An 11,603-nucleotide genomic window follows, 5' to 3' on the forward strand; every position below is an offset into this window, starting at 1 on the left:
CCTTCGCTGCGCGGTTCACGTGCCGGCATGCTGCGCTCGGCAAGGTCGCGGTGACCGCGACCGCGGCCGCCACGGCTGCCGGCCTCGAAGAACTCCGCTTCGGGGTCGAAACCGGGAACCACCTCCTGGGGAATCTTCAGCTTGATGAGCTTCTCGATCTCGGCCAGCCAGTGCTTCTCCTCGGTACACACCAGCGACACCGCATTGCCCTTGTGGCCGGCGCGGCCGGTGCGGCCGATGCGGTGCACGTAATCTTCGGCGGTATGCGGCAGCTCGAAGTTGATGACGTAGGGCAGTTCGTCGATGTCGATGCCGCGGGCGGCGACGTCGGTGGCCACCAGCACCCGCAGGCGGCCGCTCTTGAAGGCTTCGAGGGTTTCGGTGCGCTGCTGCTGGCTCTTGTCGCCGTGGATGGCGTCGGCGGCGATGCCGTGGCGTTCGAGGAAGTGGGCGAGGCGGCCGCAGACGATCTTGGTATCGACGAACACCAGCGCCTGGGTGTCCGGGTTGTGGCGCAGCAGATGGGCGAGCAGATTGCGCTTCATGCCCGCGGAGACCGGATGGACGACGTGGGTGATGGTCTCGGAGACCATGTTGCGGCGGGCGACCTCGATGAGCTGGGGGTTCTTCAGCATCTGGTCGGCGAGTTTCTTGATCTCGTCCGAGAAGGTCGCCGAGAACAGCAGGCTCTGGCGGCTGGCCGGCAGCAGCGCGAGGATGCGCTTGATGTCGGGGATGAAGCCCATGTCGAGCATGCGGTCGGCTTCGTCGAGGACGAATATCTCGATTGCCGAGAGGTCGACCGTGCGCTGCTGGACGTGGTCGAGCAGGCGCCCCGGCGTCGCCACCAGGATGTCCACGCCGCGGCGCAGGTTGGCGATCTGCGGGTTGATGCCGACGCCGCCGAAGACGGCCAGCGAATTGATCGGCAGGTGCTTGCCGTAGGTGCGCACGCTTTCCTCGACCTGGATCGCCAGTTCGCGGGTCGGCGTCAGCACCAGCACGCGCGGCGTCTTGGCAATGCGCGTCAGGCGGTCGTTCGGCCCGCTCGCCAGCAGGTGCAGGATGGGCAGCGTGAAACCGGCGGTCTTGCCGGTACCGGTCTGCGCCGTGGCCATCAGGTCGTGGCCGGCGAGCACCGCGGGAATCGCCTGCTGCTGGATCGGGGTCGGCGTGTCGTAGCCCTGTTCGGCGACGGCACGCTGGATTTCGGCCTTCAGGCCGAGTTCGGAAAAATGCATGGACAGCTCCAAAGGCGGACGCCCGGCCGCAGCCGGGTGCCCGCACGGAAAATCAGATCAGGGAAAGGCCGCGCTCGAGGTCGGCCTGCAGATCCTCGACCGCTTCCAGGCCGACCGCGATGCGCAGCAGGCCTTCGTTGATGCCGGCGGCGGCCCGGGCTTCCGGGGAAATGCGGCCGTGCGTGGTCGAGGCGGGATGGGTGATGGTGGTCTTGGTGTCGCCGAGATTGGCGGTGATCGACAGCAGGCGGCAGTGGTCCACCACCGTCCAGGCCTGCTCGCGGGCGCCCTTGACCTCGAAGGAGACGATGGCGCCGCCGCTGGCCTGCTGCGTCTGTGCCAGCGCATATTGCGGGTGCGACGGCAGCCCCGGGTAGAAGACGCGGGCGACCTTGGGGTGCGCTTCCAGCCAGTTGGCCAGCCGGGCGGCGTTGGCGGCCTGCGCCTCGATCCGGATCTTCAGCGTTTCCAGGCCCTTGAGCAGGACCCAGGCGTTGAACGCCGACAGCGTCGGCCCGGCGGTACGCAGGTACTTGAAAACTTCCTCGGTCAGCTTCTTCGGCCCGCAGACGGCGCCGCCGAGGACGCGCCCCTGGCCGTCGATGTACTTGGTCGCCGAATGGACGACGAGGTCGGCGCCCTTTTCCAGCGGCTTTTGCAGGATCGGCGTGCAGAAGCAGTTGTCGACGGCGACCAGGATGCCGCGCGCGTGGGCGATTGCACTCAGCGCCCGGATATCGGCAATTTCGGTCAGCGGATTCGACGGCGTTTCCAGGAAGAACAGCTTGGTTTCCGGGCGGATCGCCGCTTCCCAGGCCGCCGGGTCGGTATGCGAGACGAAGGTGGTGGTGATGCCGGTGCGCGACAGGATGTTGTTGAACAACTGTACGGTGGCGCCGAACAGGCTGTTCGAGGCGACGATGTGGTCGCCCTGCTTGAGGTGCGCCAGGCACAGCGCCATGATCGCCGCCATCCCGCTGGCGGTGGCGACGCAATCCTCGGCACCTTCGAGCGCCGCCAGGCGTTCCTCGAACATGGTCACGGTCGGGTTCGAGAAGCGCGCATAAACATTGCCCTCCTCCTCGCCGGAGAAGCGCTTCGCCGCCTGCGCGGCACTACCGAAGACGAAGCTCGACGTCAGGTAGAGCGCCTCGGCGTGCTCGCCGAACTGGCTGCGCTCCTGGCCGGCACGTACGGCCAGCGTTTCCGGGCGATAGTTCGGCAACCCAGCCATCATTCCTGCCCGCCGTTGGCCAGGCCGAGAACCATCTGCTGCGATTCGCGACCGTCGCCATCATCGTCGTTCTTGTCGTCGTTCTTGGCGGGCTTCTTGCTGCGCTTGCCCTCGACGGCATCGAGATAGTAGTCGTCGATGTCGCCGGTGATGTAGCAGCCGTCGAAGCAGGAGGCGTCGAACACGGTCAGGTCGGCGCGCAGCTTGGTGATCGATTGCTTGAGCGCCTCGATGTCCTGATAGACCAGCGCATCGGCGCCGATTTCGGCGGCGATCTGGGCGTCGTTACGACCGGTGGCGATCAGTTCGGCACGCGTCGGCATGTCGATGCCGTAGACGTTCGGGAAACGCACCGGCGGCGCGGCGGAAGCGAAGTAGACCTTGGTCGCGCCGGCAGCCCGGGCCATCTCGACGATCTCGCGGCTGGTCGTGCCACGGACGATGGAATCGTCGACCAGCAGCACGCGCTTGCCCTTGAACTCCTGGCCGACGGTGTTCAGCTTCTGGCGCACCGATTTCTTGCGCATCGCCTGGCCGGGCATGATGAAGGTGCGGCCCACGTAGCGATTCTTGACGAAGCCTTCGCGGAACGGAATGTTCAGCACATGCGCCAGTTGCATGGCGGAAGGACGGCTGGAATCGGGAATCGGGATGACGACGTCGATCTCGTCCACCGGAATCGCCGCCCTGACCTTTTCGGCCAGCAACTCACCCATCGCCAGACGCGCTTCGTAAACCGGCACGCGATCGATCACGGTATCCGGACGGGCAAGGTAGACGTATTCAAAGATGCACGGTGCGTACATCGGCTGCTGGGCGCATTGGCGGCTGTGCAACTGATGGTTGAGGTCGATGAACACGGCCTCGCCCGGCTCGATGTCGCGGACGACCTGGAAACCCAGCGTATCCAGCGCCACCGACTCGGAGGCGACCAGATACTCGATGCCTTCCGGGGTTTCGTTCTGGCCGTAGATAAGCGGCCGGATACCATGCGGGTCGCGGAAAGCGAGCAGACCGTAGCCGGCGATGATGGCGACCACGGCGTAGGCGCCGCGGCAACGGCGATGGACGCCGGCTACCGCCTGGAAGATGCTGTCCACGTCCAGTTCGTAGCCGTGCGCCGCCGACTGCAGTTCATGCGCCAGCACGTTGAGCAGGACTTCGGAATCGGAATTGGTATTGATGTGCCGGCGGTCGAGGCGGAACATCTCCTCCTTCAGCTGCTCGGCATTGGTCAGGTTGCCGTTGTGACCGAGCACGATGCCGAACGGCGAATTGACGTAGAAAGGCTGCGCCTCGGCGAAGTTGTAGGCCGAACCGGCGGTCGGGTAGCGGACGTGGCCGATACCGCAGTTACCGGGCAGCGCCCGCATGTTGCGGGTGCGGAAGACGTCGCGCACCAGCCCCGGCCCCTTGTGCAGGTGGAAGGTATTGCCTTCCGCCGTGGCAATGCCGGCCGCATCCTGACCGCGGTGCTGCAGCACCATGAGTCCGTCGTACAGCAATTGATTGACCGGAGTGGTGGCCAAGACGCCGAGAATCCCGCACATGATATTTTCCTGATTAACTGAATCGAATACGTTTGGCCAGATCGTGTGGCAACATCGGTTTCATTGCCAGCACAGCCGTTTCCAGCGGCGGCGCCAGTGCTGCACCGCGCCACCATGGCTGGCTCGGGGCGGCCGTCATGCCGCCGAGCGCCACCAGCAGCAGGGTCAACAGCAGGCCCCGCGCCAGACCGAAGAACATGCCCAGGAGGCGGTCGGAAACCGACAGCCCCAATGCTTTCACTGCCTTGAGGATGAGCAGGCGGACAATCGCCATCGCCACCAGAACGCCGACGAAGATCAGCGTACAACCGATCAGCGCTCGCACCGTCGGATCCTCGATCCCCGCGGGCAGCATCGCGCCGAGTTCGGGGCCAAAACTGAATGCCGCATATATGCCCAGGCCCCAGGCCAGCAAGGCAATGACCTCGCTGACCATACCTCGCCACAGGCCGAAGCCCAGGGAAAGCAGGACGATGGTCACGGCAATGTAGTCGAACAGGGTCATGGCTTGGGTGCAATGACACCGGAAACGCCAATGCGTTTCATCTTTTCCAGTGCCTTTTCAGCCGCATCGCGGTTCGGGAAGGGGCCGGCGCGGACCCGTGTCTTCTTGCCCTGAGGCGAATCCAGCGGTTCGGTATAGGTCTTGATGCCGAGTTCGCCAAGTTTCTTGCGCAGGCTGACAACGTTGGCCTCGTTGGTGAAGGCACCGATCAGGATCAGATGCGGTGCGCCGGCCGCTGCCGGGGCTGGCGCCGGCGACTGTCCAGCAAGGATCGCCGCTGCCCGGCGGGCCTCGTCGTTGGCCGCCGCAGTGGGCGCCTCCGGCTTTTTCTCGACCACCGGCTTTTCCGGCGCCTTGGCCACCGGCTTATCGGCAGGCTTGGCCGGGGCCGGCTGGACCACGGCGGGCGCGGGCGCCGGCGCGGGTGGCGGACTGGCCTCGACGACGCGGGCAGCCGGTGCGGCGGGCGCCTCACTCGCCGGCACGGGTTTTTCGGGCGGGCTCTCGACGGGTACGGCGACCATCGCCGGCGCAAACGGTTTGTCGTCCTGGCCGGGGATGCGGATTTCGACGTCCTGTACGGGTGGCCGCGGATCGTGATCCATCAGCATCGGCAATACCAGGGCGACGAGCGAGACGAAGAAGACGGCGCCGACCAGGCGGCGGCGGGCGCGTTTCTTGAGCTGCAGCTGAACGTCGTTGTCTTCCATCAATCAGGCTTTCCTGCCCAGCGCTTCGAGCGCGCCGGCCACCGTGTAGAACGATCCGAAGGCGAGGATTCTATCACTTTCCCCGGCTGCCTCCCGGGCCGCCCGCATTGCCTCGGCCGGCGTGTCGTGGCAGACGATCTCGCCGCCGACCCCGGCATCGCGCACGATCTGCGCCAGCGCCGCGGCGGTCGTGCCGCGCGGCCCCGGCAGACTGGCCAGATGCCAGACGTCGACGCGATCCTTGAGCGGCGCCAGAGCACCGGCGATGTCCTTGTCGGCGAGCATGCCCAGCACCGCCCGGGTGCGGTCGAAGAAACCCATGTTCGAGAGGTTGTCGGCGAGCACCTTGACCGCCTGCGGATTGTGGCCGACGTCGAGGACGATTGCCGGCTTGCCGGGAACGATCTGGAAGCGGCCGCTCAATTCGGTTTCGATCAGGCCCGGACGGATCGCCTGCATGGTCACCGGCAACTGGTCAGCGATGGCCTCCAGCGCGGCCAGGGCGACGCTGGCGTTGAACAACTGGGTCGGTCCGCGCAGCCCCGGATAGGCCAGCGAGCGGCGCACAATCTGGTCGCCGCTACGGCACCACCAGCGCCACTGCAGGCGGTTTTCGGCGGCCTCGGCGCCAGGCCGTTCGAAACCGAAGTCGCGGCCGACCAGGCGCAGGTCGGCGCCGATCGCCACGGCGTGGTCGAGCAGGCGTTGCGGCGGCTGCGGATCGGCGCACAGCGCCGGCTTGCCGGCGCGGAAGATGCCGGCCTTCTCGAAGCCGATCGATTCGCGATCCGGCCCCAGCCAGTCGGTATGGTCGAGGGCCACGGTGGTGACGATGGAGACGTCGGGTTCGTAGGCGTTGACCGCATCAAGGCGACCGCCCAGGCCGACTTCGAGCACCGCCGCCTCGACACCGGCGGCGGCGAAGACTTCCCAGGCGGCCAGCGTGCCGAATTCGAAATAGGTCAGGGCGACACCGGTCGCCAACCGCGCTGCCTCGACCTTGGCGAAGGCGGCGCAGAGCGCGGCATCGTCGACCGGCACGCCGTTCAGGCGGACGCGTTCGTTGTAGGCGAGGATGTGCGGCGAGGTGTAGCAGCCGACCTTGTAGCCGGCGCGGTCGATGATGTTCTCGAGGTAGGCGCAGGTCGAGCCCTTGCCATTGGTGCCGCCGACGACGATCACCGGGCAGTGCTGGACCTGGCCGAGCGCCGCCTTGACCTGGCGGATGCGTTCCAGGCCGAGCTCGATGCCGGCCTGCCCCTTCGGATGCAGGCCTTCGAGATGGACCAGCCAGTCGGCAAGAGTCTTCAAGCGGCGGCCGGCTGGTTGAGCAGCAGCGCCAGCGTCCGCGCGACCTGGTCGCGCATTTCGCGGCGATCGACGATCATGTCGATGGCGCCCTTGTCGAGCAGAAACTCGGCACGCTGGAAGCCTTCCGGCAGCTTCTCGCGCACCGTCTGCTCGATGACGCGCGGGCCGGCGAAGCCGATCAGCGCGTTCGGTTCGGCGATGACGACGTCGCCGACGAAGGCGAACGAGGCCGAAACGCCGCCCATGGTCGGGTCGGTCAGGATGGAGATGAACGGCTGACCGACCTGCGACAGGCGGGTCAGCGCCGCCGTTGTCTTGGCCATCTGCATCAGCGAGAACAGGCCTTCCTGCATGCGCGCACCGCCGGAAGCGGCAACGCAGATGAACGGCGTCTTCTGCTCGATCGCGACGTTGACCCCGCGCACGAAACGCTCGCCGAGGACCGAACCCATCGAACCGCCCATGAAGTCGAATTCAAAGGCAGCGGCAACCGCCGGAATGTTCTTGATCGCCCCCTGCATGACCACCAGCGAATCGCTTTCGCCGGTATCGCGGTTGGCATCCATCAGGCGATCCGGGTACTTTTTCGAATCCTTGAACTTGAGGCTGTCCACCGGCACCACCTCGGCACCGATCTCGAAGCGGCCTTCCGGATCGAGCAGCAGGTCGAGGCGCTGGCGGGCATTGATGCGGTGGTGATGACCGCACTTCGGGCAGACCTGCAGGTTGTTCTGCAGATCGGTCGCGTAGAGCACCGCCTCGCAGGCCGGGCACTTGCTCCACAGGCCTTCGGGCAGATTGCCGCGGCGCTGCTGGGCGCCCTGTTCGCGCTTGATCTTCGGGGGTAGCAGTTTGGTCAGCCAGCTCATTTCTTCACCTCATCCACACCGCGACGAATCTCTGCAACCAGCGCCTTGACGTTGGCACAGGCAGTTCCCGCGGTTGATTTCTCGATCTCTTCGATAATCCGGCTGCCGACGACGACGGCATCGGCAAACGCGGCGATGCGCGCGGCGGTGGCCGCGTCGCGGATGCCGAAGCCGACACCGACCGGCAGACCGGTCTGTTCGCGGATCAGCGGCAGCTTCTGCGCCACCGCCTCCACATTCAGCGCGCCGGAACCGGTCACGCCGGCCAGCGACACGTAATAGACATAACCGATGGCGATCTTCGCCGTGTGAGCGATGCGCTCGGCGCTGGAAGTCGGCGCGATCAGGAAGATCGGATCCATGCCCTGCGCCTTCATCGCCGCGCCGAATTTCTCCGCCTCTTCCGGCGGATAATCGACCACCAGCACGCCATCGACGCCCGATTGCGCGGCCTTCTCGGCGAACGTCGTCAGGCCCATGGCTTCGATCGGATTGGCGTAGCCCATCAGCACCACCGGCGTCTTATCGTCCTCGGTGCGGAAGCGGGTCACCAGTTGCAGCACCTTGCGCAGGCTCATGCCCTTGGCCAGCGCCCGCTCGGAAGCGCGCTGGATGGTCGGGCCGTCGGCCATCGGGTCGGAGAAAGGTACCCCCAGCTCGATGATGTCGGCGCCGGCCTCGACCAGCGCGTGCATCAGCGGCACAGTCAGGTCGGCGTCGGGATCGCCGGCGGTGATGAAAGGAATCAGCGCCTTGCGGCCCTCGCCATTGAGGCGTGCGAAAGTTTTTTGAATGCGCGACATCAGAATACGATCCCGGATTTCTCGGCCACGGTGTGCATGTCCTTGTCACCCCGGCCGGAGAGGTTGACCAGCAGAATCTTGTCCTTGGCCAGTGTCGGCGCCAGCTTCATCGCGTAGGCGATGGCGTGGCTCGACTCCAGCGCCGGGATGATGCCTTCCAGGCGGCACAGGTCGTGGAAGGCCTTGAGCGCCTCGTCGTCCTTGATCGGCTGGTATTCGGCGCGACCGATGTCCTTCAGCCAGGCGTGTTCCGGGCCGACACCGGGATAGTCGAGGCCGGCCGAGACCGAATGCGTCTCGATGATCTGGCCGTCTTCGTTCTGCAGCAGGTAGGTGCGGTTGCCGTGCAGCACGCCGGGCACGCCGGCGGTCAGCGAAGCCGCGTGCATGCCGGTCTCAATGCCGGAACCGGCGGCTTCGACACCGATCAGGCGGACATCCGGCACATCGATGTAAGGATAGAAAATACCCATCGCGTTGGAACCGCCGCCAACCGCGGCGATCACCGCATCCGGCTGGCGCCCGGCCATTTCCGGCATCTGTTCGAGGCATTCCTCGCCGATGATCTTCTGGAAGTCGCGCACCAGCATCGGGTAGGGGTGGGGGCCGGCAACCGTGCCGATGATGTAGAAGGTATTGTGGATATTGGTGACCCAGTCGCGCATCGCTTCGTTGAGCGCGTCCTTGAGCGTCTTCGAGCCGGATTCGACCGGCACCACGGTAGCGCCGAGCAGCTTCATGCGATAGACGTTGGCCGCCTGGCGACGCACGTCCTCGCTGCCCATGTAGACGACGCACTCGAAGCCGTAGCGGGCGGCCACCGTGGCGGTGGCGACGCCGTGCTGACCGGCGCCGGTCTCGGCGATGACGCGCGGTTTGCCCATGCGCTTGGCGAGCAGGGCCTGGCCGATGCAGTTGTTCACCTTGTGCGCGCCGGTGTGGTTGAGGTCCTCGCGCTTGAGGTAGATCTGGGCGCCGCCGCAGACCTCGGACAGGCGCTTGGCGTGGTAGATCGGCGACGGACGGCCGACGAAATGCTTGAGTTCGTACTCGTACTCGGCGCGGAAGGCCGGGTCGGCCTGGGCGGCGGCGTAGGCGGCCTTCAGTTCATCGAGCGCGCCGAACAGCGTTTCGGCAACGAAGACGCCACCGTAGGGACCGAAATGGCCGCTGGCATCGGGAAAACTGTAATGCGATTGGGACATGGCGAAACTCCTGGAAAATGGGTGAACGGGAACTGGCGAAGGTCCCGTTTCAGGGATGGTTCGCCAGGTGACGCCGCCAACAGGTTCGGGTGATACCGCCCACCGATTTCCGCATAACTTTCCTAAACTTCGCCGATCGCCGCATCGGCTGCCCGGACGGCAGCGACAAAAGCGGCGATCTTGTCGTGATCCTTGATTCCCTTGCCCGCTTCGACACCCGACGAGACATCGACCGCCACCGGTCGCACCCGGCGAATCGCGTCGCCGACATTGTCCGCGTGCAGCCCGCCGGAAAGCACCAGATGCCCTGGCAAACCCGGCGGAATCAGCGTCCAGTCGAACACGTGACCGCCACCGCCGTAGCCTTCGACAAAAGCATCGAGCAACAATCCGCGCGCATCGGAATACGAGCGCGCGAATTCTACCAGATCGAGCCCCGGCCTCACGCGCGCCGCTCGCAGCCAGGGTCTGGCGAAGCTGCGGCAGAACGCTGGCGTCTCGTCGCCGTGAAATTGGAGCAAATTGAGCGGCACCGAGGCGCAGGTCGCCCCAATTTCCTCGGCCGTGGCATTGACGAACAGGCCGACGACATCGACGAAGGGCGGCACCCGGCGCGCCAGTTCGGCGGCCCGTTCCGGCGTCACGTAACGCGGGCTGGGCGGGTAGAAGACGAAACCGACGGCGTCGGCCCCGGCGGCGACGGCGGCATCGACATCGGCCTCACGCGTCAGGCCACAGATCTTGATGCGGGTTTTCATGTCAGCAATCCATCGAGAAAGTCATCGGCCGGTTCGGGCAGCCCCCATTCCGGCGCATAAACCGGACCGCGAAAATACAGGCCGTCCGGTGAGAATGTCGGTGCCGCCTGCGTCCGGTCGCGCATCTGCAGCAGCGCGTCGACCCAGTCCGGCGACTGCGCGCCTTTGCCGACATGAACCAGCGTGCCGACCAGGTTGCGCACCATGTGATGCAGGAAGGCTGAGGCGGCAAAGTCGAAGACGAACATTGCCCCGTGCTGGCGCACCGAGGCGACCGTCATCAGTTTGACCGGCGACTTGGCCTGGCATTGTGCAGCCCGGAAGGCCGAAAAATCGTGCTCGCCGAGCAATCGGGCGCAGGCATCCTGCATCGCTGCTAGGTCGAGCGGCAGGTGAAACCAGCCGACCCGTCCCTGCCACAGGCCGGGACGCTGCGGCCGGTTGAGCAGCAGATAGCGGTAACGCCGCCCGTGCGCGGTAAAGCGGGCATGGAATTCGTCGCTCACCGGCTGCGCCCAGCGCACCGCAACACCGTCCGGCAGATGCGTATTGACGCCGCGCACCCAGGCCGTCAGCGGCCGCTCGACCGGCGCGTCGAAATGCACGACCTGCTGCGTCGCATGCACGCCGGCATCGGTGCGGCCGGCGCACAGGGTCGCCACCGCCTGGCCAGCGATCTTCGCCAGGGCCGCCTCCAGCGCATCCTGCACGGTGCCGCCGCCGGCCTGACTCTGCCAGCCGCGAAAGGGCGAACCGAAGTACTCGACGCCGAGCGCAATCCTCACCACGCCATCACCCCCAGCAAGACCAGCGACGACACCAGCACCAGCAGGCTGTCACGCCTCAGCCATGCCTGCGTCTGCAAACGCATCACAGTCGGGCCGTCGTGCATCTCACCGCCAGCCGACAACACTTTTCGCCAGGCGCCCTTTTCCTGTGGCTGCTGCAGGCGCTCCAGGACCAACGACAGCCGAACGACCAGCCGCTCGCCATCGAACCCCAGACGCGAGGCCGGCAACAGCAGCCCTGCCAGACCGGCCAGCAGTCCTTCCCGCCCCAGGCGCGAGAACAGGCACGACAGGCAACCGAGCATCACGATCAGGCGCAGAGCATGCACGTTGGCCTCGGCCATCCCCTCGTAGGTCGGCGCCCAGGCGATATCGGCATAGGCCTCTCCGGGCGTGTGATAGGCCAGGATCAGCCACAGGCTGAGCAATAGCCAGCGAGCACGTCGCGTAAATGCCAACCACGGCCGGGCGACCCCGGGAATCGGCAGCAGGCAAGCGGAAATCAGCAACAGGCCGGGATAGGCCAGATACTGAACCGCCAGCACGGCGGCAAACCACAGGAAGACGGCAGCGGAAGGATGCAACGCGATACGACTCCGGAAATGCGAACGGCCCCTTGCGGGGCCGTT

Annotated in this window: 12 protein-coding genes; all 12 read right to left on the bottom strand. The window is 66.0% G+C overall.

What is annotated here, in order from left to right:
- The coding region (locus Q0799_RS04815; protein ID WP_298395037.1) for a DEAD/DEAH box helicase at positions 1 to 1,241 on the bottom strand (1,241 nt) is incomplete at its 3' end.
- Positions 1,242 to 1,293: 52 nt separating this feature from the next.
- Positions 1,294 to 2,475 (bottom strand): O-succinylhomoserine sulfhydrylase, encoded by a 1,182-nt coding sequence (locus tag Q0799_RS04820; protein ID WP_298395367.1) that lies wholly within the window; start codon positions 2,473 to 2,475, stop codon positions 1,294 to 1,296.
- A complete protein-coding gene (gene purF / locus Q0799_RS04825) occupies positions 2,475 to 4,025 on the bottom strand; it encodes an amidophosphoribosyltransferase (RefSeq protein WP_298395040.1) in 1,551 nt (516 codons plus the stop codon). The genes Q0799_RS04820 and purF overlap by 1 nt, the downstream gene beginning before the upstream one ends.
- Positions 4,026 to 4,038: 13 nt before the next feature.
- On the bottom strand, positions 4,039 to 4,530 hold the full coding sequence (locus Q0799_RS04830; RefSeq protein ID WP_298395043.1) for a CvpA family protein: 492 nt from the start codon (positions 4,528 to 4,530) through the stop codon (positions 4,039 to 4,041).
- Positions 4,527 to 5,240, bottom strand: a complete 714-nt coding sequence (locus Q0799_RS04835; protein ID WP_298395046.1) for an SPOR domain-containing protein — start codon at positions 5,238 to 5,240, stop codon at positions 4,527 to 4,529. The genes Q0799_RS04830 and Q0799_RS04835 overlap by 4 nt, the downstream gene beginning before the upstream one ends.
- Before the next feature lie 3 nt (positions 5,241 to 5,243).
- Positions 5,244 to 6,551, bottom strand: a complete 1,308-nt coding sequence (gene folC, locus Q0799_RS04840) for a bifunctional tetrahydrofolate synthase/dihydrofolate synthase (RefSeq protein WP_298395049.1) — start codon at positions 6,549 to 6,551, stop codon at positions 5,244 to 5,246.
- Positions 6,548 to 7,420 (bottom strand): acetyl-CoA carboxylase, carboxyltransferase subunit beta, encoded by an 873-nt coding sequence (gene accD / locus Q0799_RS04845; RefSeq protein ID WP_028993501.1) that lies wholly within the window; start codon positions 7,418 to 7,420, stop codon positions 6,548 to 6,550. The genes folC and accD overlap by 4 nt, the downstream gene beginning before the upstream one ends.
- Positions 7,417 to 8,223 carry a tryptophan synthase subunit alpha gene (gene trpA, locus Q0799_RS04850; RefSeq protein ID WP_298395055.1) on the bottom strand — a complete coding sequence of 269 codons (807 nt, stop codon included), beginning with the start codon at positions 8,221 to 8,223 and terminating at the stop codon, positions 7,417 to 7,419. Before trpA ends, accD begins: the two co-directional genes overlap by 4 nt.
- Positions 8,223 to 9,428, bottom strand: a complete 1,206-nt coding sequence (gene trpB / locus Q0799_RS04855; protein WP_298395057.1) for a tryptophan synthase subunit beta — start codon at positions 9,426 to 9,428, stop codon at positions 8,223 to 8,225. Before trpB ends, trpA begins: the two co-directional genes overlap by 1 nt.
- A 122-nt stretch (positions 9,429 to 9,550) precedes the next feature.
- Positions 9,551 to 10,186, bottom strand: a complete 636-nt coding sequence (locus tag Q0799_RS04860) for a phosphoribosylanthranilate isomerase (protein ID WP_298395060.1) — start codon at positions 10,184 to 10,186, stop codon at positions 9,551 to 9,553.
- A complete protein-coding gene (truA, locus tag Q0799_RS04865) occupies positions 10,183 to 10,971 on the bottom strand; it encodes a tRNA pseudouridine(38-40) synthase TruA (RefSeq protein ID WP_298395062.1) in 789 nt (262 codons plus the stop codon). Before truA ends, Q0799_RS04860 begins: the two co-directional genes overlap by 4 nt.
- A complete protein-coding gene (locus Q0799_RS04870; RefSeq protein ID WP_298395065.1) occupies positions 10,968 to 11,558 on the bottom strand; it encodes a CbiQ family ECF transporter T component in 591 nt (196 codons plus the stop codon). Before Q0799_RS04870 ends, truA begins: the two co-directional genes overlap by 4 nt.
- Between the last annotated feature and the right edge of the window lie 45 nt (positions 11,559 to 11,603).

The organism is uncultured Azonexus sp., from assembly GCF_937982035.1.
GTDB lineage: Bacteria > Pseudomonadota > Gammaproteobacteria > Burkholderiales > Rhodocyclaceae > Azonexus.

Coding starts and splice junctions, on each gene's coding strand:
- Q0799_RS04835 (WP_298395046.1), bottom strand. CDS start 5,240: ATGGAAGACAACGACGTTCAGCTGCAGCTCAAGAAACGCGCCCGCCGC.
- purF (WP_298395040.1), bottom strand. CDS start 4,025: ATGTGCGGGATTCTCGGCGTCTTGGCCACCACTCCGGTCAATCAATTG.
- trpB (WP_298395057.1), bottom strand. CDS start 9,428: ATGTCCCAATCGCATTACAGTTTTCCCGATGCCAGCGGCCATTTCGGT.
- trpA (WP_298395055.1), bottom strand. CDS start 8,223: ATGTCGCGCATTCAAAAAACTTTCGCACGCCTCAATGGCGAGGGCCGC.
- accD (WP_028993501.1), bottom strand. CDS start 7,420: ATGAGCTGGCTGACCAAACTGCTACCCCCGAAGATCAAGCGCGAACAG.
- Q0799_RS04820 (WP_298395367.1), bottom strand. CDS start 2,475: ATGGCTGGGTTGCCGAACTATCGCCCGGAAACGCTGGCCGTACGTGCC.
- Q0799_RS04830 (WP_298395043.1), bottom strand. CDS start 4,530: ATGACCCTGTTCGACTACATTGCCGTGACCATCGTCCTGCTTTCCCTG.
- Q0799_RS04860 (WP_298395060.1), bottom strand. CDS start 10,186: ATGAAAACCCGCATCAAGATCTGTGGCCTGACGCGTGAGGCCGATGTC.